Origin of the sequence: Streptomyces pyxinae, assembly GCF_024756275.1 — a bacterium.
Classification (GTDB): domain Bacteria; phylum Actinomycetota; class Actinomycetes; order Streptomycetales; family Streptomycetaceae; genus Streptomyces; species Streptomyces pyxinae.
Window position 1 is genome coordinate 151,539 of the sequence record NZ_JANUGQ010000007.1, and the last position, 24,421, is coordinate 175,959.

The 24,421-nt window shown below is 74.6% G+C and carries 20 protein-coding genes; 15 read left to right on the plus strand and 5 right to left on the minus strand.

Going from position 1 to position 24,421, the window contains the following annotated elements; translation table 11 throughout:
- Positions 1-40: 40 nt before the first annotated feature.
- The 6 genes from NX801_RS10950 to NX801_RS10975 all read left to right on the plus strand — a co-directional run bounded on the left by NX801_RS10950 (position 41) and on the right by NX801_RS10975 (position 9,224).
- Positions 41-1,297 (plus strand): sensor histidine kinase, encoded by a 1,257-nt coding sequence (locus tag NX801_RS10950; RefSeq protein WP_258787164.1) that lies wholly within the window; start codon positions 41-43, stop codon positions 1,295-1,297.
- A 238-nt stretch (positions 1,298-1,535) separates the two neighbouring features.
- Positions 1,536-2,663 (plus strand): phenylalanine--tRNA ligase subunit alpha, encoded by a 1,128-nt coding sequence (pheS, locus tag NX801_RS10955; protein WP_258787165.1) that lies wholly within the window; start codon positions 1,536-1,538, stop codon positions 2,661-2,663.
- Positions 2,663-5,191 carry a phenylalanine--tRNA ligase subunit beta gene (gene pheT, locus NX801_RS10960; RefSeq protein ID WP_258787166.1) on the plus strand — a complete coding sequence of 843 codons (2,529 nt, stop codon included), beginning with the start codon at positions 2,663-2,665 and terminating at the stop codon, positions 5,189-5,191. The genes pheS and pheT overlap by 1 nt, the downstream gene beginning before the upstream one ends.
- 434 nt (positions 5,192-5,625) lie before the next feature.
- Complete coding sequence (locus NX801_RS10965) at positions 5,626-6,813, plus strand: PP2C family protein-serine/threonine phosphatase (RefSeq protein ID WP_258787167.1); 1,188 nt, start codon at positions 5,626-5,628, stop codon at positions 6,811-6,813.
- Positions 6,814-7,128: 315 nt separating this feature from the next.
- A complete protein-coding gene (locus NX801_RS10970; RefSeq protein WP_258787305.1) occupies positions 7,129-8,469 on the plus strand; it encodes an NsdA family TPR-like regulatory protein in 1,341 nt (446 codons plus the stop codon).
- A gap of 224 nt (positions 8,470-8,693) precedes the next feature.
- The gene (locus NX801_RS10975) at positions 8,694-9,224 is read left to right on the plus strand and encodes an NUDIX hydrolase (protein ID WP_258787168.1); all 531 of its coding nucleotides are present in this window, start codon (positions 8,694-8,696) and stop codon (positions 9,222-9,224) included.
- Between the two features lie 123 nt (positions 9,225-9,347).
- Here the strand turns inward: NX801_RS10975 and NX801_RS10980 are convergent, their stop codons facing one another.
- Both NX801_RS10980 and NX801_RS10985 read right to left on the minus strand, forming a co-directional pair.
- Entirely contained in the window at positions 9,348-9,617 is a 270-nt protein-coding gene (locus NX801_RS10980; RefSeq protein WP_258787169.1) for a hypothetical protein, read from the minus strand.
- Between the two features lie 265 nt (positions 9,618-9,882).
- Complete coding sequence (locus NX801_RS10985) at positions 9,883-10,743, minus strand: 3-hydroxybutyryl-CoA dehydrogenase (RefSeq protein ID WP_258787170.1); 861 nt, start codon at positions 10,741-10,743, stop codon at positions 9,883-9,885.
- A 415-nt stretch (positions 10,744-11,158) separates the two neighbouring features.
- Here NX801_RS10985 and NX801_RS10990 point away from each other — a divergent pair, with 415 nt between their 5' ends.
- On the plus strand, positions 11,159-12,502 hold the full coding sequence (locus tag NX801_RS10990) for a glycoside hydrolase family 10-like protein (RefSeq protein ID WP_428986121.1): 1,344 nt from the start codon (positions 11,159-11,161) through the stop codon (positions 12,500-12,502).
- 55 nt (positions 12,503-12,557) lie between these two features.
- Here the strand turns inward: NX801_RS10990 and NX801_RS10995 are convergent, their stop codons facing one another.
- Positions 12,558-12,770, minus strand: coding sequence for a DUF1918 domain-containing protein (locus tag NX801_RS10995; protein WP_258787172.1), 213 nt, complete (start codon positions 12,768-12,770; stop codon positions 12,558-12,560).
- Between the two features lie 177 nt (positions 12,771-12,947).
- Complete coding sequence (locus tag NX801_RS11000) at positions 12,948-13,790, minus strand: DMT family transporter (RefSeq protein ID WP_258787306.1); 843 nt, start codon at positions 13,788-13,790, stop codon at positions 12,948-12,950.
- Between the two features lie 388 nt (positions 13,791-14,178).
- Between NX801_RS11000 and NX801_RS11005 the strand changes: the two genes are divergently transcribed.
- The 4 genes from NX801_RS11005 (at position 14,179) to NX801_RS11020 (ending at position 20,199) form a co-directional block, all read left to right on the plus strand.
- A complete protein-coding gene (locus NX801_RS11005; protein WP_258787173.1) occupies positions 14,179-15,618 on the plus strand; it encodes an aminotransferase-like domain-containing protein in 1,440 nt (479 codons plus the stop codon).
- Positions 15,619-15,773: 155 nt separating this feature from the next.
- The gene (locus NX801_RS11010; protein WP_258787174.1) at positions 15,774-16,943 is read left to right on the plus strand and encodes a methyltransferase; all 1,170 of its coding nucleotides are present in this window, start codon (positions 15,774-15,776) and stop codon (positions 16,941-16,943) included.
- Between the two features lie 209 nt (positions 16,944-17,152).
- Positions 17,153-19,372, plus strand: coding sequence for an NADP-dependent isocitrate dehydrogenase (locus NX801_RS11015; RefSeq protein WP_258787175.1), 2,220 nt, complete (start codon positions 17,153-17,155; stop codon positions 19,370-19,372).
- A gap of 539 nt (positions 19,373-19,911) precedes the next feature.
- Positions 19,912-20,199: a hypothetical protein gene (locus NX801_RS11020; protein WP_258787313.1), complete on the plus strand. Its 288-nt coding sequence runs from the start codon at positions 19,912-19,914 to the stop codon at positions 20,197-20,199.
- A 163-nt stretch (positions 20,200-20,362) separates the two neighbouring features.
- On the opposite strand, the gene NX801_RS11025 is transcribed toward NX801_RS11020, so the two are convergent.
- Positions 20,363-21,295, minus strand: coding sequence for an NAD(P)H-dependent oxidoreductase (locus NX801_RS11025; protein WP_258787176.1), 933 nt, complete (start codon positions 21,293-21,295; stop codon positions 20,363-20,365).
- Between the two features lie 97 nt (positions 21,296-21,392).
- Between NX801_RS11025 and NX801_RS11030 the strand changes: the two genes are divergently transcribed.
- The 4 genes from NX801_RS11030 to NX801_RS11045 all read left to right on the plus strand — a co-directional run bounded on the left by NX801_RS11030 (position 21,393) and on the right by NX801_RS11045 (position 24,327).
- Positions 21,393-22,391 carry an MmyB family transcriptional regulator gene (locus NX801_RS11030; protein WP_258787177.1) on the plus strand — a complete coding sequence of 333 codons (999 nt, stop codon included), beginning with the start codon at positions 21,393-21,395 and terminating at the stop codon, positions 22,389-22,391.
- 13 nt (positions 22,392-22,404) lie between these two features.
- Positions 22,405-23,103 (plus strand): HAD family hydrolase, encoded by a 699-nt coding sequence (locus tag NX801_RS11035; RefSeq protein WP_258787179.1) that lies wholly within the window; start codon positions 22,405-22,407, stop codon positions 23,101-23,103.
- Between the two features lie 181 nt (positions 23,104-23,284).
- A complete protein-coding gene (locus tag NX801_RS11040) occupies positions 23,285-23,719 on the plus strand; it encodes a helix-turn-helix transcriptional regulator (protein WP_258787180.1) in 435 nt (144 codons plus the stop codon).
- A 110-nt stretch (positions 23,720-23,829) separates the two neighbouring features.
- Positions 23,830-24,327, plus strand: a complete 498-nt coding sequence (locus tag NX801_RS11045) for a VOC family protein (protein ID WP_258787181.1) — start codon at positions 23,830-23,832, stop codon at positions 24,325-24,327.
- Positions 24,328-24,421: the final 94 nt, after the last annotated feature.

Genomic DNA, 24,421 nt, shown 5'->3' on the forward strand with positions numbered 1-24,421 from the left:
TCGGAGACGGCCCACCACGCCACTCGGAGGGGGTTGGGGGATGACGGTCGGCACCAGCGGGCCCGCACCGGAGGAGACCGGGGCGCCCGGCACGGCGGCCGGCCCCGGCCTGTCCGCGAGCGCCCGTCCGGACGGCCTCCCGGAGGATCTCCCGGACGGTCGCCCGGTGGACCCGGACGAGCTGCCCGACGGCCTGGTGGTCGCGGACGAGACCGGCCGGGTGACCGGTTTCAACGCCGCCGCCGCCCGGATCACCGGGCTCGCCCCCGCCGCCGCGCTGGGCCGCCCGCTGGACCGGGCGCTGCCGCTGGAGGACCTGGCCGGGCGCCGCTGGTGGGCGCTGACCGACCCGTACGGGGGGCTCGCCACCCGCACCGGGCAGCCGGAGCGGCATCTGCTGCTCCCCGGCGGCCGGGAGGTGCTGGTCGCCGCCCGGTATCTGCGGGCCCGCCCCACCGGGCCGGTGCGCCGGGTGGTGGTCACCCTGCGCGGCACCGAGGCCCGGCGCCGTTCCGAGCGCAGCCACGCCGAGCTGATCGCCACCGTCGCCCATGAACTGCGCTCGCCGCTCACCTCGGTCAAGGGCTTCACCGCCACCCTGCTGGCCAAGTGGGAGCGGTTCACCGACGACCAGAAGCGGCTGATGCTGGAGACCGTCGACGCCGACGCCGACCGGGTCACCCGGCTCATCACCGAGCTGCTGGACATCTCCCGGATCGACTCCGGCCGCCTGGAGGTGCGCCGCCAGCCGGTCGATCTGGCCGCCGCCGTGGGCCGGCACGTCCAGGCGCACATCGCACGCGGCCAGACCGCCGACCGGTTCTTCGTCCGGGTGGTCCCGCCGCTGCCCGAACTGTGGGCGGACCCGGACAAGATCGACCAGGTGCTGGGCAACCTGCTGGAAAACGCGGTGCGCCACGGCGAGGGAACCGTCACCATCGAGGTGGCACCCGCCGGAGCAGACGAGCCCGCCGAGTGCGTCCGGCCCATCGGGCGCGGTGTGCCCGGCGGGCCCACCGAGTCCGCCGGCCCCGTCGAGAAGAGCCCCATCGAGGTCGAGAAGGGAACGGTCGTCACCGTGAGCGACGAAGGCCCCGGCATCCCCGAGGAGTCGATGCCCCGTGTCTTCACCCGCTTCTGGCGGGGCAGCAAGCGCGGCGGCACCGGTCTGGGGCTCTACATCGTCAAGGGCATCGTCGAGGCGCACGGCGGCACCGTCACCGTGGGCCGGGCGCCCGGCGGCGGCGCGCAGTTCCGATTTACCCTGCCCGTGGGCACCCCGGCATACCTGGCCTGAGGCACTCCGCCAGGACCGGTCCGCGGCCCACGGGCTCATTCGCGTATCCCCACCCCGTTAGACTCGGCCTTTGGCACCTTCGTGTCCCCGGTCGTCGCCGGCCGTCACTGGTCGCCACCGGTCGTTCCCGATCCGGCGCCGGCCCGCACCGGCCGCCGCCGGTGTCCGCCCGGTGCCACCCGTGGTCGCCGGTCGTCGCGCGGGGATCCCAGCCACCCCATCGGAAGTACGGGAAGAGATGTCGGCACCGAACAAGTCGTACGACCCAGTCGAGGTCGAGGCGCTGAAACCGGAAGAGATCGAGCGCATCCGGGACGAGGCGGTCGCCGCCTTCGCCGCCGCGGCCGATCTGGACGAGCTCGCGCACGCCAAGACGGCCCACACCGGCGGCACCTCGCCGCTCGCGCTCGCCAACCGGGAGATCGGCGCCCTGCCCCCGCAGGCCAAGGCCGAGGCCGGCAAGCGCGTGGGCCAGGCCCGCGCCGCCGTCGGCCGGGCCCTCGCGGCCCGCCAGACGGAGCTGGAGGCCGAGCGGGACGCCCGCGTGCTGGTCGAGGAGGCGGTGGACGTCACGCTGCCCTACGACCGCGTGCCGGCCGGCGCCCGCCACCCGCTGACCACCCTGATGGAGCGGGTCTCCGACGTCTTCGTCTCGATGGGCTACGAGATCGCCGAGGGCCCCGAGGCCGAGGCCGAGTGGTTCAACTTCGACGCGCTCAACTTCGTACCGGACCACCCGGCGCGCCAGATGCAGGACACCTTCTTCGTGCGGGGGCCCGAGGGCACCGGCGACGACGAGTCCGGCGTGGTGCTGCGCACCCACACCTCCCCGGTGCAGGCGCGCACCCTCATCGACCGGGAGCCGCCGGTCTACGTCGTCTGCCCCGGGCGCGTTTACCGCACCGACGAGCTGGACGCCACCCACACCCCGGTCTTCCACCAGATCGAGCTGCTCGCGGTGGACGAGGGGCTCACCATGGCCGACCTCAAGGGCACCCTGGACCACATGGTCCGGGCGCTCTTCGGGCCGGACATGACGACCCGGCTGCGGCCCAACTACTTCCCCTTCACCGAGCCGTCCGCCGAGATGGACATGCTCTGCTACGTCTGCCGCGGCGCCTCGGTCGGCGCCCCGGACCGTCCCTGCCGCACCTGCGGCAGCGAGGGCTGGATCGAGCTGGGCGGCTGCGGCATGGTCAACCCCAAGGTGCTCACCGCCTGCGGCGTGGACCCGGAGAAGTACAGCGGATTCGCCTTCGGGTTCGGCATCGAACGGATGCTGATGTTCCGCCACAACGTCGAAGACATGCGAGACATGGTCGAGGGTGACACCCGGTTCACCCGGCCGTTCGGGATGGAGATCTGATGCGGGTCCCGCTTTCCTGGCTGCGGGAGTACGTCGACCTGCCGGCGACGGAGACCGGCCGTGACGTACAGGCCAAGCTCGTCTCCGCCGGTCTGGAGGTCGAGACCGTCGAGCGCCTCGGCGCCGGTCTGGGCGGCCCCCTGGTGGTCGGCCGGGTGCTCACCATCGAGGAGCTGACCGAGTTCAAGAAGCCGATCCGCTTCTGCACGGTCGACGTCGGCGCCGCCAACGGCACCGGTGAGCCGCAGGAGATCATCTGCGGCGCCCGGAACTTCGCCGAGGGCGACAAGGTCGTCGTGGCCCTGCCCGGCGCCGTGCTCCCCGGCGACTTCCGGATCGCCGAGCGCAAGACGTACGGCCGGGTGTCGCGCGGCATGATCTGCTCCGGCGACGAGCTGGGCATGGGCGACGACAGTTCGCACGGCATCATCGTGCTGCCGCCCGAGTACGAGGCCGGCACCGACGCCGCCGCGCTGCTGGAGCTGTACGACGAGGTCCTGGACATCGCCGTCACCCCGGACCGCGGCTACTGCCTCTCGCTGCGCGGCGTCGCCCGGGAGGCCGCCACCGCCTACGGGCTGCCGCTGCGCGACCCCGCGCTGCTCGACGTGCCCGCGCCCAACTCGTACGGCCACCCGGTCACCGTCTCCGATCCGATCGGCTGCTCCCGCTTCACCGCCCGGACCGTCGTCGGTCTGGACCCGGAGGCGCGCTCCCCGATCTGGCTCCGGCGGCGGCTCCAGAAGGCCGGCATGCGGCCGGTCTCGCTCGCCGTGGACGTCACCAACTACGTGATGCTGGAGCTCGGCCAGCCGCTGCACGCCTACGACCGGACCCGGCTCAGCGGCGCCATCGGCGTCCGCCGCGCCGAGCCCGGTGAGAAGATCACCACCCTGGACGGCGTGGTCCGCGCCCTCGACCCGGCCGACCTGGTCATCACCGACGAGCGCGGCCCGATCGGCCTCGCGGGCGTGATGGGCGGCGCCAACACCGAGATCGCGGACGCCGTGACCGACCCGGAGACCGGCGAGACGCACGGCACCACCGAGGTCGTCATCGAGGCGGCGCACTTCGACGCCATCTCCATCGCCCGCACCGCCCGCCGCCACAAGCTGGGCTCCGAGGCGTCCCGCCGGTTCGAGCGCGGTGTCGACCCGGAGGCCGCGGCCGCCGCCGCGCAGCGCACGGTGGACCTGCTGGTGCTGCTCGCGGGCGGCACCGCCGAGGCCGGGGTCACCGAGATCCTCGCCCCCTCGGCCCCGCGCACCATCGCCATGCCGGCCGACCACCCGGACCGGGTCGCCGGAGTGGCGTACGGCCGGGAGACCGTCGTCCGCCGCCTCCAGGAGACCGGCTGCGACGTCTACGGGCAGGACGAGCTGATCGTCACCGCCCCGTCCTGGCGCCCGGACCTCGCCGAGCCCAACGACCTCGCCGAGGAGGTCATCCGGCTGGAGGGGTACGAGAACCTCCCCTCGACGCTCCCGAAGCCCCCGGCCGGCCGCGGGCTCACCCGGCGCCAGCGGGTGCACCGCCGGGTCGGCCGCGCCCTGGCCGGCGCCGGTTACGTGGAGGCGCTCAGCTACCCGTTCATCGGTGAGCAGGCGCTCGACCAGCTCGACATCCCGGCGGACGACCCGGCCCGCCGGCTGGTCCGGCTGGTCAACCCGCTCTCCGACGAGGAGCCGGCGCTCCGCACCACCCTGCTGCCCGGTCTGCTCGCCACCCTCCGCCGCAACGACGGACGCGGCAGCCACGACCTGGCGCTCTTCGAGACCGGATCGGTCTTCCGGGCCGCCGCCGAGCAGGGCGTGCCGCCCCGGCTGCCGGTCGACCGCCGCCCGTCCGGCGAGGAGATCGCGCGCGTCAACGCCGTGCTGCCCGAGCAGCCCCGGCACGCCGCCGTGGTCCTCGCCGGGGCGCGCGAGCAGGCCGGCTGGTGGGGCAGGGGCCGCCCGTCCGACTGGGCCGACGCGGTCGAGGCCGCCCGGACCGTCGCCCGCGAGGCCGGTGCCGAACTGATCGTGCGCCAGGGCCAGTACGGCCCCTGGCACCCCGGTCGCTGCGCCGAGCTGCTGGTCCTGGTGGACGGCGCCGAGCGGACCGTCGGCCACGCCGGCGAACTGCACCCGCGCGTCGTCAAGGCGCTCGGGCTGCCCGCCCGGACCTGCGCCATGGAGCTGGACCTGGACGCGGTGGAGTCGGCCTCGGCCGGTGCCGTGGCCGCGCCCCGGATCTCCACGTTCCCGGTGGCCACCCAGGACGTCGCCCTGGTGGTCGCCGCCGAGGTCCCGGCCGGCGAGGTGGAGCGAGCACTGCGCGAGGGCGCGGGTGAACTGCTGGAGTCCATCCGGCTGTTCGACGTGTACGCGGGCGAGCAGGTGGCCGCCGGCCACAAGTCGCTCGCCTACGCCCTGCGGTTCCGCGCCGCCGACCGCACCCTGACCGTCGAGGAGGCCTCGGCCGCCCGGGACGCCGCCGTCGCCCTGGCCGCCGACCGCACCGGCGCGGCCCTGCGCGGCGCCTGACGGACCGCGTACGACGGCTGAACGAACAGCGCGCCCGGCCACGACAGGCCGGGCGCGCTGTCGTGTGCGGGTCCGCCTTTCGGGTGCGCGGGCCGGGGCGGCGCTTCTCTGTATCCGGGCCGGAGAGTCCGGCGCCTCCGCGCGCGGGCCGGGGCGGGCGCTTCCGCGCGCGGGACCGGCCTCACCGCCCGGAGTGCCACCCGGCGGCCGGCCGCGCTTCCGCGTACACCGGGAGCGGGCGGGAGCGGGCCCGGGCGCGTTTTCCGCGCACCGGGACCGGACGGGTGGGGCGGGGAGGAACGGGACGGGCGGGTGAGGTGTGCGGGGCTTCTCACTCATTCGGGTGAGATGTCCCGGGAGGGGATAGTCCGGAGCGCAACCATTGGCCAGAATCATGCGCACCGCGAGCACGACCGGGACGAAGGGCGGTCCGCATGATCCCTACCAGGTCCCGGTCCGGGACCCGGGCGGTCCGCTGCCCGGTTCGGTCGATCCCGCCGTATCTGTCGTTCCGGTCCCCGCGCGGCGACCGGCGGCCGGCGTTCCCGGTGCTGCCCGCGCTGCGCCGGAGACCGCCGGTACAGACCCCGCCGTCCCGGTGGCGGCGGCTGTTGCCGGTGCTGCTCCCGGTGGTCTGGGGCGTGGTGGCGGTGGCCTGGCGGATCGCCTGCCCGATGGCCCAGGGGGACGGGCCGGCCGTCCGGATCGTCACGACCCTGGTCTTCTTCTCGGTCGGCACCGGCCTGATCCTCGGCTTCCAGCGGGCGCTGGCCCGGCAGTTGCGGCAGGTCACCGAGATCGCGGTGGCCGCCCAGCGGGTACTGCTCCGCCCGCTGCCGCCCCGGCTGGAGGGGCTCTCGCTGGCCGCCGCCCAGCTCTCGGTGGCCCCCGGCGCGGCCGTGGGCGGGGATCTCTACGAGGCGGTGGCCACCCCGTACGGCGTGCGGCTGGTCATCGGGGACGTACGCGGCCACGGGCTGCCCGCGCTGGGCGCGGTCGCCGCCGTGCTCGGCAGCTTCCGGGAGGCGGCCCACGACGAACCGGAGCTGGGCGGGCTGCTGCGGCGGCTCGAACGGGCGCTGGGACGGCATGTGGGCGAGGCCCGGGACGCCGGAGCGGGCTCCCGGTCGGAGGAGTTCGTCACCGTGCTGCTGCTGGAGATCCGGCCGGACGGCGAGGTGCTGGCGCTCAACTGCGGCCACCCCTGGCCCTACCGGCTCGGGCCCGGCGGAGCCGTACCGGCCGGGGCGGGCGAACCGCTGCCGCCGCTCGGGGTCTTCCCGCTGCCCGCCGACCCCCGCCCCGCGCACTGGGCGCCGCTGCTCCCCGGCGAGACGCTCTTCCTGCACACCGACGGGGCCGAGGACGCCCGGGACTGCGCCGGACGGTTCTTCCGGCTGGCCGATCTGCTCGCCGGGCTGCCAGCCGCCGACGGACCCGGGACACCGATGGCCCCGGCCGCCGTGGTCCGCCGGGTCCACGCGGCCCTGCTGCGCCACACCGGCGGCCGGCTCACCGACGACGTGGCGCTTCTGGTGGTCCGCAACGACCGGCCCCGGGTCGCGGCGCAGCCCCTGGAGCCCGGGCTGCGCCGCGCCGGATCCGCACCCTCCTCCCGATAGCGGCGGCTGAAGACGGACGGTGCGGCCGGCACCGTCCGCCCTGCCTCGGAGCGTCGGGCAGGCCGGCAGGACGGACGGCGCGCAGGGGGCCACCGCACGGTGACGTGGGGGAGCCGGCGGCCCGGCCGTCCCGGACGGGGCGGCCTCCTCGGTGAGAGGGCTCAAGTCAACCGGCGCCCGGGGCGTGGCGGCAGCGCGCACGGGGTGCGGATCCGGGCACTCCGTTCACACCCCGTGCGAACCGGGCTCCACTACGCTGGGCGCACCCCCAGTCCTCCGGAGGGGACCATGCAGAGCCCGCGAAGAGGCGCCGCGCTGCCGCCCAACACCCTGCTGGACGCCCTGCTCGACGAGGCGGGCGTCTCGCACGCGGGGCTGGCCGCCCATGTGAACCAGGCGGGCCGGGCCCGGGGCCTGGCGCTGCGGTACGAACACACCGCCGTGGCCCGCTGGCTGAAGGGCCAGCGACCGCGCGGCCAGGTGCCCGACCTGATCTGCGAGGTGCTCGGGGCCCGGCTGCGGCGGCCGGTCACCCTGGACGACATCGGGCTCGGCGTACCCGGCGAACTGCCGGTGCCGCACGGCTCGCCGCTCTCCGGGTTCGTGGAGCGGGCGACCGCCCTCTGGCGTTCCGACGAACAGCAGCGGCCGCATGTGGTGGGCGCCCCGGCGGTGACCGGGACCCCCGCCGTGATGCCGGTCTGGGAGTGGGAGAACCCACCGGAGGACACCGATGTCTCGCGCGCCGGACAGACCAGGGTCTGCGCCTCCGACGTCACCATGCTGAAGGCCGCCCGCGCCCACTACGAGCTGATGTACCGCCGGGCCGGCGGCATCGCCACCCGGGCCCGGATCGTCGGCTTCCTCAACGCCGAGGCCGCCCCGCTGCTGCGCGGCGGCTACAGCGACGCGCTCGGCCGCCAGTTGCACCGGGCCACCGGCGGCCTGGTGGCGGTGGCCGGCATCTGCGCCTACGACTCCGACGCCCACGGACTCGCCCAGCGCTACTTCCACCAGGGGCTGCGGCTGGCCAAGGCCAGCGGCGACCGGGGCCTCGGCGCCTATGTGATCGCCCTGCTGGTCAACCAGTCGCTGTTCCTGGGGGAGTACCGGCAGGCGGTGGCGTTCGCGGAGGCCGCGCTGCGCACCGCCGGCTCCCGGATCACCCCGGCGCTCGCCACCGATCTGTACGCGATGCAGGCCAAGGCGTACGCGCACCTGGGCGACAGCCCCGCCGCCCGGGACCGGATCCGCCGCGCCGAGGCCGAGGCGGAGCGCATCCGGCCGGGGCATGAGCCGGACGAGACCGGCTATGTGCAGCCCGGTCTGGTCAATGTGCAGATCGCGGAGGCGCTGTTGAGCCTGGGCGATCTGACGGCCGCCCGGGAGCACGCCACCGCGGCGGTCCGCACCCCGGCGCACGACCGCGGCCGGGTGCACCGGCTGGCCATCCTGAGCCAGATCGAACTGCGCCGGGGCGAGGCCGACCGGGCCGCCCGCTCGGCCGCCGAGATGGCCGACCGGGCCCGGGGAATGGAGTCCCACCGGCTGCGGGACCGGCTGAGGTCGGTCCGCGACCATCTGCTGGAGAGCCGCTGCGGTTCCGCCGAGCAGGCCGCCGAACTCATCGACGGGGCGCTGCGGGTGCCGATCTGAGCCCGGTCGCCGGTGCCGTCGCCGATGGCCGCCCGGGGGCCGGGCGCCGCCGGTGAGGAAGGCGCCCGGGTCCGGGCCGGGCGCGGCTCCGAGCAGGAGGCGGAGCGGCGCACGGAAGCAGGGCCGGAGGCGGGCCGGGCGGACACACGGGCCCGGGGCGGGTTCCACCGGCGCCTGGAGGCTGCTGCCATATTGCCACCTACGTCACGAAAGGTGGCAGAACAGTGCAGTGGACGAATTCAGGCGAGCGGACGGTGTACCAGAACCGCTGGTTCCGGGTGAACCTGGCGGACGTCGCGCTCCCGGACGGCCGGCATCTGGACCACTACCTCATCAGGCTCCGCCCGGTCGCGGTGGCCACCGTCGTCAACGAGGCCAATGAGGTGCTGATGCTCTGGCGCCACCGGTTCATCACCGACAGCTGGGGCTGGGAACTGGCGGCGGGCGTCGTGGAGGACGGCGAGGAGATCGAGACGGCGGCCGCCCGGGAGATGGAGGAGGAGACCGGCTGGCGGCCGGGGCCGTTGCGGCATCTGCTCACCGTGGAGCCGGCCAACGGCCTCATCGACGCCCGGCACCACCTCTACTGGGCCGAGGAGGCCACGTACACCGGCCATCCCCAGGACGACTTCGAGTCCTCCCGCCGGGAGTGGGTCCCGCTGAAGCTGGTCCCCGACATGATCGGGCGCGGCGAGATCCCGGCCGCCGGTATGGCCGCCGGGCTGCTGATGCTCCATCATCTGCGGCTGGGCTGAGCCCTTTGCGGCCGGGCCGAGCCCTCTCCGGAAGGCCGGTCCCGTATCCTCCGGGGCCGTTCCGGGTGCCGCCGTTCCGCCGCCGGGCCGGATCGACCGGCGGCGGAACGGCGGCGGAACGCCTCAGCGGCCCATCGCCTGCCAGCCCGCCATCACCAGGGCGCCCACCGAGGTGAGTCCGGTGACGGCGGGCAGCGGCCACTTGGCGTGTTCCAGCCTCGTCACCCGGGTGTCCAGCTCGGTCAGCTCGCGCTCGATCTGGCCGTGCCGCTGGGCGAGCAGCGCCAGCTGCCCGTCGATCCGGGCGAGCCCGACGTCAAGACAGCGCCGCAGCTCGGCGAAGTCCTCGACGGCCGGTAGAGGTAAGTGGACGGGGACGGGTTCGGTGGTCACGGTGCGTGCTCCTGTTCCGGAGGGGGTTCGACGGTTCGTTGGCTGAACGCGTACAAGTGAACCGCCCCGGTGCGGGTCGGGGGAGCGTGTGCGGACCGCATATGCGCACACGCTCCGCACACCCCGTGCGAATGTCCGTCACGGTGAGTGAGAAATGGAGCCTCGGTGGGGTCCCCTGCGGAGCCCCCGTACGGAAGTTCTCGGACACTCTCGGAACTGTCGGAGGCGTACGGAGGTGGAGGGGAGTCCCCGCGGCCCTGCGGGATCAGGAGTACGGGTAGAAGCCCGAGCCGGTCTTCCGGCCCAGCCGTCCCGCGTCCACCATCCGCTGAAGCAGCGGGGGAGCGGCGTACAGCGGCTCCTTGAACTCCGCGTACATCGAGTCCGCCACCGAGGCCACGGTGTCCAGGCCGATCAGGTCGGAGAGCTTCAGCGGCCCCATCGGGTGGGCGCAGCCCAGCTCCATGCCGTTGTCGATGTCCTCGCGGCTGGCGATGCCCGACTCGAACATCCGGATCGCGGAGAGCAGATACGGGATCAGCAGCGCGTTCACCACGAACCCGGACCGGTCCTGGGCCCGGATGGCGTGCTTGCCGAGCACCTTCTCGACCAGCCCCTGCGCGCGGCTGATGGTGCCCTCGGACGTGGTCAGCGCCGGAATCAGCTCCACCAGCTGCTGCACCGGCGCCGGGTTGAAGAAGTGGATGCCGATGACCTGGTCCGGGCGGGAGGTCGCCACCGCCAGCTTCACCAGCGGGATGGAGGAGGTGTTGGAGGCCAGGATGGCGTCCTGCCGGGTGACCACCTGGTCGAGCACCTGGAAGATCTCCGTCTTCACCTGCTCGTTCTCGACCACCGCCTCGATGACCAGGTCGCGGTCGGCGAACTCGCCGAGATCGGTGGTGAAGCTGAGCCGGGCGAGCGTGGCGTCCCGCTCCTCCTCGGAGATCTTGCCGCGCTGGGCCGCCTTGGAGAGCGAGTTGTGGAGCCGGGTCCGGCCGATCTCCAAGGCCTCGCCGGTGGTCTCCGCGACCATGACCTCCAGGCCGCTGCGGGCGCACACCTCCGCGATGCCCGCGCCCATCTGGCCGCAGCCGACCACTCCGACGCGTTCGATGTCGGTCACATCGTGCCTTTCGACTGATCTTTCCCTGGCAGGTCCCCAGTGGGTCCGGCGCCCGCCTCGACCCCACGACGTTACTCCGTTCGCCTCGGTGGAGGGCGGCCCGGGGCGGGCATGCTCCTCGCATACGGGCGGGACAGAACAGCGAAAACTCCAAAAAAGCAGAAAAAGCAGAAAAAGCAGAAACACCGGAAACACCGGAAACAGGGGAAACACCGGAAACGGCGAGAAGGGGCGCGGCATGCCGCAGAACGGCAGGATCGGAAGGACCGGGGGAACCGGGGGAAGCTGCGGGACCGGGGGAAGCGGGGGAAGCCGGGAAACCGGGGGGGCCGGAAGAGCCGGGGGAAACACGGGAAACACGGGAGGCGCGGGAGGCGGGGGGATCGGCCGGCTGGGCGCGGTACTGGGTGCGGAGCTGGGCGCGCTGGCCCGGCGGAGCCTGGTCATCGGGGTGGCCGGGGCGCTCACGGCACTGATGACCGCCGGGGAGGCGGCGGCCGCCCCCGGGCGGCGCTCCGGGGCGGGGGACACCGGGCCCGGAGCGGCCGACGGCACCGTGCCGCCGGCCCGTACCGGCGGCGGGGAGCCGGGAGCATACGGCGGAGGCGGCGACGGCGGCGACACCCGGGCCGCCACCGACTTCCGGGGGATGTGGATGGCGACCGTCACCAACCGGGACTGGCCCTCCCGTCCCGGGCTGCCGGTGGCCACCCAGCGTGCCGAGCTCAAGGCGTATATGGACGCGGCGGTCGAGCGGAAGCTCAACGCGGTGATCTTCCAGGTACGCCCCACCGCCGACGCGTTCTGGCCCTCCCCGTACGAGCCGTGGTCCCAGTACCTCACCGGCGTGCCCGGCAAGGACCCGGGCTGGGACCCGCTGGGCACCGCCGTGGCCGAGGCCCATCTGCGCGGCCTGGAACTGCACGCCTGGTTCAACCCGTACCGGGTCGCCACCCACACCGACCCGTCGAAGCTCGCCCCGGGGCACCCGGCCCGCCTGCACCCGTCCTGGGTCCTGCCGTACGGCGGCAAGCTCTACTACAACCCGGGACTGCCCGAGGTGCGGCGATTCGTCCAGGACGCCATGCTCGACGCGGTACGCCGCTACGACGTGGACGCCGTCCACTTCGACGACTACTTCTATCCGTATCCGGTGGCCGGCCAGACCTTCGACGACGACGCCGCCTACGCCGCGCACGGCGGGGGCTTCCCCGACCGGGCGGCCTGGCGGCGGAACAACATCGATCTGCTGGTCCGCGAGACGGGCGACCGGATCCGGCAGCTGCGGCCGGGCGTCCGGTTCGGCATCAGCCCGTTCGGGGTCTGGCGCAACGCCACCACCGACCCGCTGGGCTCGGCCACCCGGGCCGGTGTGCAGACCTACGACGACCTGCACGCCAACACCCGGGGCTGGGTGAAGCAGGGCTGGATCGACTACATCGCGCCCCAGCTCTACTGGCACATCGGCTATGAACTCGCGGACTACGCCACTCTGCTGCGCTGGTGGGACGAGGTGGTCCGGGGTACCGGGGTCGAGCTGTACGTGGGCGAGGCCCTCTACAAGGCGGGAGCCTCCGGGCAGCCGGCCGCCTGGCAGAACCCGGCGGAACTCTCCCGCCACCTCGACCTCGCGGAGGACCGGCCCGGGGTGCGCGGCCACGCGTTCTTCGCGGCCAAGGAGGTGGTGGCGGACCCGATCGGGGCGATGTCCCGGGTGGTGGCCGACCACTACGGCTCGCGGGTGCGCCCGCCGGGGTAGCCGCCCCCGCTCCGGGGCCCGCCCGGGGCCCGGCGGCGCCGGCCGGCCCCGGGGCTCAGAGCCCCCGGTGGGAGGGGCCGGGCCCGCCGGGGTGGCGTACGACGGTGTCCGGGCCCGGGGACATCAGGCTCTCGTGCCCGTCCTCGAACCGCACCCGGTAGGGCGGTTCGCCGTTCTGCCCGAGCACCTCGACCACCTCGGCGGTCCGGTCGGAGTGACCGACCGTCCGGCCGTGCACCACAAGACTGTCGCCCTTGGCCGCGTGCATGGTGACCTCCTCGCGTCGCGCGCGTGGGTACGCCGGTTGCCTGCACGGCGATTCTACGTCCGGGGGTGTGGTCCGTGTCACTCGGAGCATGCCGCGCCGGAACGGCCGAGGGGCGGGCGGGGCGGCTCCGGTCCCGGGTGACCACCGCCCGGTCCGGCGCACCGCCGCCCGGGTCCGTCAGCTGCGGGCGCGCTGGGTGAGGGCGATGCACATCAGCACCCCGGCGGCGGCCACCGGGGCGGCCGGGGACAGCTCCTCGCCCAGCAGCAGCACCGACCAGACGAGCGTCAGCAGCGGCTGGGCCAGTTGCAGCTGGCTGGCCCGGGCGATCCCGATCGACGCCATGCCCCGGTACCAGAGGTACATCCCGAGGAAGGTCGAGCCGGCGGCCACCCACCCCAGGCCCAGCGCCCCGTGGGCGGTCAGCCGCACCGGCTCCACGGCCAGCGCCGTCACCGCACCGGTCGCGGCGAGCGGCAGACAGAGGACCAGCGCCCAGCCGATCACCTGCCAGCCGGGCATCACGGCAGCCAGCCGGCCGCCCTCGGTGTAGCCGGCGGCGCACACCAGCAACGCCCCGAACAGATACATGTCCCCGGTGGAGAGTGAGCCGCCGCTCTCCCGGACGGTGTACCCGAGCACCACCGCCGCCCCGGCCAGCGCGGCCAGCCAGAAGGCCCGGGAGGGACGCCGGCCGGTGCGCAGCGCGGCGAACGCGGCGGTGGTCAGCGGCAGCAGCCCCACCACCACGGCGGCGTGCGAGGTGGTGGAGGTCCGCAGGGCGAGCGTGGTCAGTAGCGGGAAGCCCACGACCACCCCGCCGCCCACCACCGCGAGCCCGGCCCAGTGGCGTCGGTCCGGCACCGGCACCCGCCCGGCGAGCAGAAACGCACCGGCGATCAGCGCCGCCAGCACGCCGCGCAGGGCGACCAGCGACCAGGGGCCGAAGCTCTCCAGGCCCCAGGCGGTGGAGGGGAAGGTCAGCGAGAAGGCGGCCACGCCCAGCAGGGCGAGCAACACCCCGCCGGAGCCCGAGCCACCCGTGGCGCCGCCCCCGGTCTCCGCCGCCCGAGCGGTACGGCTCTCCGGTCCGGCGTCCTGTGCGGTACGGCTCTCCGGTCCGGCGTCCTGTGCGGTACGGCTCTCCGGTCCGGCGTCCTGCGCGGCACGGCTCTCCGGTCCGGGCGTCCGTGCCGTACGGCTCTTCGGCGCGGCCTCCCCGGCGGTGGCAGGCGCGCGGCGGGCGCGGCCGGCGGGCTCGGAGGCAGCGGTGGTGGCGGCGGACGCGGTGGCGGACGCGATTCCGGTCCCGTGCTGGGTTCCCGGGGCGGTCCGGGGGGTGGATCCACTGCCGGAATCACCGTCGACCGCTATCGGGGGACGAAGGGTAGCGCTATCGTGTGCTCTCATGCATGAGCGTAGCAGCGTTGCCGAGCTGGCCGAATCCCTGAAGCGGGAACTGCACCGCTACTCTCCAGGTGGAAAGCTGCCGTCCAGCCGGGAGCTGGTGGAGCGCTACCGGGTCTCCCCGGTGACGGTCTCCCGGGCGCTCGCCCGGCTCGCCGCCGAGGGACTGGTGGTCACCCGGCCCGGGGCGGGCGCCTTCCGGGCCCGGCCCCGTACCGAGGCCGCCCCGCCGCCCGCCGACACCTCCTGGCAGGAGGTCGCCCTCAGCGCCGACACCTCGGCCGAACCGGTGCCGCGCTCGGTGGACGCCACCGGGGTGCTGGTCACGCTGGCCACCCCGGCGGCCGGGATCACCGAGTTCAACGGCGGCTATCTGCACCCCTCCCTCCAGCCGGAACGGGCCCTCGCCGCCGCGCTGGCCCGGGCCGGCCGGCGTCCCGGCGCCTGGACCCGGCCACCGGTGGAGGGGCTGCCGGAGCTGCGCGCCTGGTTCGCCCGGGAGATCGGCGGCACCCTCACCGCCGCCGAGGTCCTGGTCACCGCCGGCGGCCAGTCGGCGATCACCACCGCGCTCCGGGCGCTCGCCCCGCCCGGCGCCCCGGTGCTGGTGGAGTCCCCGACCTACCCCGGCATGCTGGCCGTCGCCCGGGCCTCCGGACTGCGGCCGGTGCCGGTGCCGGCCGACGCGGCGGGCGTCCGCCCGGAACTGCTGTCCGCCGCCTTCCGGGCCACCGGCGCCCGGCTCTTCGTCGGCCAGCCGCTCTTCCAGAACCCGACCGGCGCGGTGCTGGCCCAGGCCCGCCGGCGCGAGGTGCTCCGGATCGCCCGGGAGGCGGGCGCCTTCGTGGTGGAGGACGACTTCGCCCGCCACCTCGCCCACGAGGACGCCGGGCCGCTGCCCGTCCCGCTGGCCGCCGAGGACCCGGACGGGGTGGTGGTCCACGTGCGGTCGCTCACCAAGATCACCTCGCCCAGCCTCCGGGTGGGCGCGCTGGCCGCCCGGGGGCCGGTGCTGGAGCGGCTGCGCGCCATTCAGGTGGTGGACAGCTTCTTCGTGCCCCGCCCGCTCCAGGAAGCCGCGCTGGAACTGGTCGGCTCGCCCGCCTGGGGCCGCCACCTCCGCTCCGTCGCCGCCCAGCTGGCCGAGCGCCGCGACACCCTGGCCGCCGCGCTCCGGCTGCACCTGCCCGGCCTCTCGCTCCCGCACGTCCCGTCGGGCGGCCACCATCTGTGGCTCCGGCTGCCCGACGGGACCGGTGAGACCGCCCTGGCCGCCGCCGCCCTGCGCGCGGGCGTGGCGGTGGCGCCGGGGCGCCCGTACTTCTGCGCCGAGCCGCCGGCCGGGCACGTCCGGCTGAGCTTCGCCGCGGTCGCCGGTCCGGCCGAGCTGGCGGAGGGCGTACGCCGGCTCCGGGCGGCCTGCGACGAACTGGCGCTCTGAGCCCGTGGCGGCCCCGGCCGACGGCTCGGGCCCCTGGGCCCGGGTGCCCGGGCCGGACTCCCGGACCCGGACTTCCCGGCCCCGGACCCGGCCGGGCGCACTCCGGGGAGCGGCCGGGCGGGGGCGTCGCCGGGGACGGCTAGCCTGGGACCACGATGAACCGTCTGACCACCTCCTGGGCCGACCTCCGGCTCACCCGCTTCCCCGAGGACCCGCGCGACCCGCTGCGCGCCTGGGACGCCGCCGACGAATATCTGCTGAACCACCTGACCGAGCGGTTTCCCGGCGGGCTCCCCGGGGCCGGGACCGGGACCGTCGCCGTGGTGGGCGACCGCTGGGGCGCGCTGGCCGCCTCGCTCGCCGCCCACGCCCCCGTACCGCTCGTCCAGATCGGGGACTCGTACCTCGGCCGCCGGGCGACCCTGGCCAATCTGGCGCGGGCCGGCGCCGAGGACGGAGCCGTACGGCTGCTGACCACCCGGGACACCCCGCCGGAGCGGATCGATCTGCTGCTGGTGCGGGTGCCGAAGAGCCTGTCGCTCCTGGAGGACCAGCTGCACCGGCTGGCCCCGGCGCTGCACCCGGGCACGGTGGTCGTCGGGACCGGCATGGTCAAGGAGATCCACACCTCCACCCTCGGCCTCTTCGAGCGCCTGGTCGGGCCCACCCGTACCTCGCTCGCGGTGAAGAAGGCCCGGCTGATCCACGCCACCCCCGACCCCGGCCTCTCCCGGGGCCCGAACCCCTGGCCGTACCGGTACGAACTGCCCGCCGACGCGCCCGGCGGGGTGGCCGGCCGGCCCGTCGTCAACCACGCCGGGGTCTTCTGCGCCGACCGGCTCGACATCGGCACCCGCTTCTTCCTGAACCACCTGCCGACCGGTCTGGACGGCGCCCGGGTGGTGGACCTCGGCTGCGGGAACGGGGTCCTCGGGCTGGCCGTGGCGCTGGCCGAGCCGGGCGCCGAACTGCTGCTCACCGACGAGTCGTACCAGGCGGTGGCGTCGGCGCGGGACACCTTCCGGGCCGCCGCCCCGGACGCCCGGGCCCGCTTCGAGGTGGGCGACGGGCTGGCGGACGCGCCCGCCGGCTCGGCCGACGTGGTGCTCTGCAACCCGCCCTTCCACAGCCATCAGGCCACCACCGACGCCACCGCCCGCCGGATGTTCCGGGAGGCCCGCCGGGCGCTGCGCCCGGGCGGCGAACTGTGGGTGGTCGGCAACCGGCACCTCGGGCACCATGTGACCCTGAAGCGGATCTTCGGCGGCTGCCGGGTGGTGGCGGGCGACCCCAAGTTCGTGGTGCTCCGCGCGGAACGGCGCTGAGCGCGGCACGGGCGGTGCCCGGGCCGGCCGGGCCGGTGGCTCCGGCGGATGTCCGGCCATGGCGGCCGTCCGGCCGGGGCCCCGGGTGGTGGTGGCCGGGTCCGGCGGCGACCCTTGGCGGGGGCCTTTCGGTGGTGCGCGGCACAGGAGATATCTTGATGTCGAGCAATGTTGCAGACGAGAGACGCATACGTGGAGCGGAGCACCCGGTGACTGACTCGACCATCATCTATACGCACACTGACGAGGCCCCGGCGCTGGCCACGCATTCGTTCCTGCCGATCGTCCAGGCGTACGCCTCGACGGCCGGGGTCCGGGTGGAGACCCGCGACATCTCCCTGGCCGGCCGGATCATCTCCTCCTTCCCCGAGCGGCTGAAGGAGGAGCAGCGCATCGAGGACGCCCTGGCCGAGCTGGGCGAGCTGGCGAAGACGCCCGGCGCCAACATCATCAAGCTGCCCAACATCTCCGCCTCGATCCCGCAGCTCAAGGCCGCGGTCGCGGAGCTCCAGGCGCAGGGTTACGCGCTGCCGGACTACCCGGACGACCCGCAGACCGAGGAGGAGCAGGACGTACGCGCCCGCTATGACAAGGTCAAGGGCAGCGCCGTCAACCCGGTGCTGCGCGAGGGCAACTCGGACCGCCGCGCCCCCGCCTCGGTGAAGAACTACGCCAAGACCCACCCGCACCGGATGGGCGCCTGGTCGGCCGACTCCAAGACCAATGTCGCCCACATGACGGCCGACGACTTCCGCTCCACCGAGAAGTCCGAGGTCGTCGCCGAGGACGGCACGCTCCGGATCGAGCTGGTCGCCGAGGACGGCACCGTCAGCACCCTGCGCGAGTCGGTACCGGTGCTGGCCGGCGAGGTGGTCGACGCCTCCGTGATGCGCGTCGCCGCGCTGCGCGAGTTCCTCACCGCCCAGGTGGCCCGCGCCAAGGCCGAGGACGTGCTCTTCTCGGTGCACCTCAAGGCCACCATGATGAAGGTCTCCGACCCCATCGTCTTCGGCCATGTGGTCCGCGCCTTCTTCCCGAAGACCTTCGCGGAGTACGGCACCGTGCTCGCCGCCGCCGGTCTCTCGCCCAACGACGGCCTGGGCGGCATCCTGAAGGGCCTGGACGGCCTGCCGCAGGGAGCCGACATCAAGGCGTCCTTCGATGCCGAGCTGGCCGGGGGCCCGGCCCTCGCCATGGTCGACTCCGACCGCGGCATCACCAACCTGCACGTCCCCAGCGACGTGATCGTGGACGCCTCCATGCCGGCCATGATCCGTACCTCCGGCCACATGTGGGGCCCGGACGGCCAGGAGGCCGACACCCTCGCCGTGCTGCCGGACAGCAGCTACGCCGGGGTCTACCAGACCGTCCTCGACGACTGCCGCGCCAACGGCGCCTTCGACCCGGCCACCATGGGCTCGGTGCCCAACGTGGGTCTGATGGCGCAGAAGGCCGAGGAGTACGGCAGCCACGACAAGACCTTCGAGATCCACACCGCCGGCACCGTCCGGGTGGTGGACGCGAAGGGCGCCACCGTCCTGGAGCAGCCGGTCGCGCGGGGGGACATCTTCCGGATGTGCCAGACCAAGGACGCGCCGATCCAGGACTGGGTCAAGCTCGCCGTCACCCGCGCCCGCGCCACCGGCGACCCGGCCGTGTTCTGGCTGGACGAGACCCGGGCGCACGACGCGCAGCTGATCGCCAAGGTCAAGAAGTACCTGCCGCAGCACGACACCGAGGGCCTGCGGATCGAGATCCTGTCCCCGGTCGAGGCGACCGCCTTCTCGCTGGAGCGCATCCGCCGGGGCGAGAACACCATCTCGGTCACCGGCAACGTCCTGCGTGACTACCTGACCGACCTGTTCCCGATCCTGGAGCTGGGCACCAGCGCCAAGATGCTCTCGGTGGTCCCGCTGATGAACGGCGGCGGCCTGTTCGAGACCGGCGCCGGCGGCTCCGCGCCCAAGCACGTGCAGCAGCTGGTCAAGGAGAACTACCTGCGCTGGGACAGCCTGGGCGAGTTCCTGGCCCTCGCGGTGAGCTTCGAGCACCTCGCCCAGACCACCGGCAACGCCCGCGCCCAGGTGCTGGCCGACACCCTGGACCGGGCCACCGCCTCGTTCCTCAACGAGGACAAGTCGCCCAGCCGCCGTCTCGGTGGCATCGACAACCGGGGCAGCCACTTCTACCTGGCCCTGTACTGGGCCCAGGAGCTGGCCCGCCAGACCGACGACGCCCAGCTCGCGGAGGCGTTCGCGGCGCTCGCCAAGACGCTGGCCGAGCAGGAGCGGACCATCGTCGACGAGCTGATCGCGGTCCAGGGCTCGCCCGCCGAGATCGGTGGCTACTACCAGCCCGACCCGGCCAAGGCGTCGGCGGTCATGCGCCCGTCGGCCACCTTCAACCAGGCGCTCGCCACCCTGGCCTGAGCCGGACTCAGCCGGACCGAGCCGGTGCCGTTCGGCCCGGTCCTGACCGGGCCGGTCTGAGCCGGTCTGGGCCGAGCCGCACCACAGGGGCGCCCCGGGGACACCTGCCGGGGCGCCCCGCGCCGTGTCCGGACGGCGGTACGTCCCTCCGGCGGCGGGCCCCCCGTGATCTGAGTACGCCCGGTGACCTGAGTACCCGCGCGGATACCGGCCCCCGGCCCCGCCCCCGTACCGTCGGCCGGGTGATGAACCCCGGTACCCCCGCACCCGCCGACTCCCCGTCCCCCGCCGCTCCCGGTGCCGACTCCGGCGCCGCCGACTCCGCGCCCGCCGCTCCGGAGGCCGGGGCCAGCGGAACCGGGACCACCGGAACCGGAACCACCGGAACCGGGGCCCCAGGAACCGGGGCTCCCGGGGCCGCCGCGACCGGGACCACCGGAACCGGGACTGGGGCTCCCGGGGCCGCCGCGACCGGGGCCGCCGGAACCGGGACTGGGGCTCCCGCCCCCGCCGCCGAACCGCGCGGAGCGGGCGATGTCATGGGACTCCTGCTGCTGGCCCTGCTCGTCCTGGCCGCAGGCGCGATCACCGCCGTCGTCGGCCCGCTCTTCGCCATCGCCTGCGACTCCTGCCGGGACGGCGTCCGCCCGGCGCGCTTCACCGGCGCGCTGATCGGCGCGGCCCCGTACGCCTCGCTGCTTCTCTCGCTGGGTACGGTGATCGCGATGTTCGCCCGCCGGGACGGGGTCCGCGTGGCCCTCATCGGCCTGGGAGCCCTGGCGGCACTGCTGTTCACCATGGTGTTCCTCGGCCAGGCCGGGGCCTGACCCACCACCGGGGAGCGGGCCCGGGGTCTGACCCACCACCGGGGAGCGGGGCCGGGGAGCGGGTCCGGCCGCCGGGATCACCCGCCACCTGGGAGCGGGTCCGCCCGCCCGGGTCACCCGCCGTTGCCCCGGCCCTGGCCGCCGTCAGTCGCCCCGGCCACCGTCAGTCGCGCGGGCGCAGATGGAGTGCGGCGCCGCTCGTCCCCGGTGCCTCCCGGCCCGGCAGCAGCCGCATGTCGTGGTCGTAGTCGTCGGCGAGCGACCGGAAGCGGAGCGGCTCGTCGGTGAAGAGCGCGTCCAGCCGCCGTCCGTACTCCCGGACGGCCGTCGTGTACCGCTCCTCGGGCAGCTCATTGGCACCGAACACCAGGAACGGGTCGAGCGGTGTGATCCCGGTGAACCAGAACAGGCCGTGCTGGAGCGGATGGAGCACGTCCGCCAGCCGCCCGTGGATGCCCCGGTCGGAGAAGCCCTGTTCCCGCGCCCCGGCGGTCACCGAGAGCAGCGCCCGCCGGCCGCCGAGCGCGCCCCCGCCATAGGGGAGCGGCTGCGACGGGCCGTGGCCGAACTCGTACGTGAACACCCGGTCGATCCAGCCCTTGAGGATCGCCGGCGCGGAGAACCACCAGAGCGGGAACTGAAGAATGATCGCGTCCGACCACCGCACCTTCTCCTGCTCCGCCGCGATCTCCGGGGCCAGCCGGCCGGCCAGCGTCGCCCGTCCCGAGGCACCGAGCACATCGAGCCGCCGGTCCCCGGGGTGGTCCGGGAAGTCGTCGGCGTCCACGGTGGCCTTCCACTTCATCGCGTAGAGGTCGGAGATCCGCACCTCGTGCCCGGCCGCCCGCAGCCGCTCGGCGGCGAAGGCGGTGAGCGAGGCGGTGAGCGACCGGGGTTCGGGGTGGGCGGAGACGATCAGTACGTTCTTCCCCGGCCCGCCGGGCACTCCGGTGATCCCGGCGACCCCGGTGATCCCGGTGGCGGCGTCGGCCGTGGCGTTCGCGGCATCCGTGCCGTTCGAGGTGTTCGTGCCGTTCGTGCCGTTCGTGTCGTTCGTGTTGTTCGAGGCGGGCATGTGCGTCCTGGCAACTGTCATGCCGTCACGTTCTCCCGGCCGCGAGCGGGCAGCCAGTACCTCCTTCGACCGGTGGCACGCCGGTCCTGGTACTGCCAGGGCCACCCATACTGGTCCGATGGACCTCCTCAACCAGCCCGTGTCAGCCCCCGTCACCGGCCCGGTGGGCGGCGGCGGGAGCCGGCCCGGCGACACCCGGCGGGCCCTCGGCGACTTTCTGCGCGCCCGCCGGGAGCGGCTGACGCCCGAGCACATCGGGGTGGCCGCGGGACGCCGCCGGCGGGTGCCCGGGCTGCGGCGCGAGGAGCTGGCCCAGCGCGCCGGGATCAGCGTGGACTACTACGTGCGTCTGGAGCAGGGCCGGGCCACCGCGCCCTCCCCGGAGGTGCTCGACGCGCTCGCCGCCGCGCTGGAGCTGGACGCGGCCGAGCGCCGGCACCTCGCCACCCTGGCCGACCTCCGGCGGGCCCCCGCGCCCCGGCTCCCGGTCGGCCCCCGGCTCCACCGGATCGTCGACGCCCTGGCCCTGCCGGCCTTCGCCACCGACCCGCACACCCGGGTGCGCGCCTGGAACCCCCTGGGCGCCGCGCTGATGGGCGGTCTCGCGGAACCGGGCCGGCGCGACCCCAACCAGGCCCGGTGGATCTTCCTGGATCCCGCCGCCCGGGAGGTCTTCCCGGACTGGGAGGCACGCGCCGCCGAGGCGGCGGGCCAGCTCCGGGTGGCCGCCGGCCGCTACCCCGACGACCGGGAACTGGCCGCGCTCATCACCGGACTGTCCGGGCAGAGCGCCGAGTTCCGGCGGATCTGGGGCGCCGGTGAGGTGACCATGTGCGCCGGGGGCCAGAAACGCGTCCGGCACCCGCTGACCGGGGTGCTGCACCTCGACTACGAGACCCTGCACCTGCCGGCCGGCCCCGGCGAGACCGGTCTGGTCGTGCATGTCTTCAGCCCCGCCGATGACAGCCCCGAGTCCCGCGCGCTCGCCCGCCTCGCCGCCACCCTGCCCCCGCCCGCCGGGCCCGTCCCGGACGCCGGCCGGCCGATGCCTCGCCGGGCGTCCGGGGGAGCCGAGGACTTGATGACCCGAGGAGCGCAGGACCCGATGCCCCGATGACCCGAGGAGCCGAATGACCGCCGTACCCTGTGTCGTTCTCGACATCGGCGGCGTACTGGAGCTCACCCCGGAGACGGGCTGGACGCGCCGCTGGGAGGACCGGCTGGGCCTGCCGCCGGGCACCGTGAACCAGCGGCTGGGGGACGTCTGGCGGGCGGGGAGCCTCGGCCGCGTCAGCGAGCACGACGTGGGCCACGCGGTCGCCTCCCGGCTGGGTCTCGGCATGCGCGACTGCGAGGCGTTCATGGACGACCTCTGGACCGAGTATCTCGGCACGCCGAACGAGGAGCTCATCGACTTCGTACGGGGGCTGCGCGGCCGCTGCCGGCTGGGCATTCTCAGCAACAGCTTCACCGGAGCCCGGGAGCGGGAGTCGGCGCGGTACGGGTTCGACCGGCTGGTGGACCACATCGTCTACTCGCACGAGCTCGGTGTCGCCAAGCCCGACCCGCGCGCCTACGAGGCCGTGCTGTCCGCGCTGGACGCCCGCCCCGAGGACTGCCTCTTCATCGACGACGCCCCGGCCTGCGTGGCGGGCGCCGAGGCGCTGGGCATGCGGGGCGGCCTGTTCGAGGACAACGCCGGGACCATCGCCCGTATCACCCGCCATCTGGACGCGTACGCCACCGGCCCGCGCCCCGTCAGGAGAGACCCAGCAGCCCGGCCAGGTTTCCGCCGAGCACCCGGTCCCGGAGCTCACCGGGCGGGGTGACCCGCTCCACCGTGATGCGGGCGACCACGGGGTCGCCATAAGGGGCGTCCGAGCCGAAGAACGTACGGGTGGGCAGCTCCCGGACGGCGAGACGCACGGCGAAGACCAGGAACAGACGGGTGACGCGGGCGGGGCCGGTGGCGGGAGCACGGCCGGGGGCGCGGGTCGGGAGCGGGATGGCATGCTGAGGGGCGTGGAACTGGACGACCTGGTACGGCTGCGCCGCGCGCGGGACACCATGGACCGGGAGTACGCGCTTCCGCTGGACGTGCTGGCGCTGGCGAAGGTCGCCCTCATGTCGCCCGGCCACTTCTCCCGCAGTTTCCGGGCCGCCTACGGGGAGACGCCGTACGCCTATCTGATGACCCGCCGGATCGAGCGGGCGAAGGCACTGCTGCGGCGCGGCGATCTGAGCGTGACCGAGGTCTGCTTCGCGGTCGGCTGCACCTCGCTGGGCTCCTTCAGTTCGCGCTTCACCGAGCTGGTCGGGGAGAGCCCCCGTGCCTACCGGGCCCGGTGCCATGAGGCGGGCGAGGCGGTCCCGGCGTGCGTGGCCAAGGTGTTCACCCGGCCGCTCAGAGCCGGCCGCACGGCCGGGGCCGGTCCAGAGGACTGAGCCGGTCCTGGGGGCGGCCGGGTGGCGGGCTGACCGGCCGGCGGAGCGATCAGGATCATCGATCAGGATCGGAGAAGCGGATCCGGCCGCCGGCTCGTAGCGTCGGGGCCATGGACACGACGCCGGACACCACCCCTGACAGCACCACGAACACCACGAACACCACGAACACCACGAACAACGGGGGCCCCACGGACATCAAGCTCGCCCAGTGCTTCATCGCGGTCGACGACCACGACAAGGCACTCGCCTTCTACTGCGGCGCCCTCGGTCTGGAGGTGCGCAACGACGTGGCGTTCGAGGGGATGCGCTGGGTGACCGTGGGGTCGCCGACGCAGCCGGAGGTGGAGATCGTCCTCGAACCGCCGCTGGCCGACCCGGGTGCCTCACCCGCCGACCGGAGGACCATGGCGGAGCTGCTGGCCAAGGGCCTGCTGCGCGGGGTGATCTTCTCCACCGACGACTGCGACGCCACCTTCGAGCGCGTCCGGGCCGCCGGCGGCGAGGTGCTCCAGGAGCCGATCGACCAGCCGTACGGCGTCCGGGACTGTGCCTTCCGTGATCCGGCCGGCAATATGCTCCGTTTCACCCAGCGCCGCGAGCGGTGAGCGCCACCCGCGCCGGGGCTCCCGGGCCCCGGCGCGGATGAGCACACCGGCACCCGGCGGCGCGGGACCGAGCCGGGGGACACCGGTCGTGGCC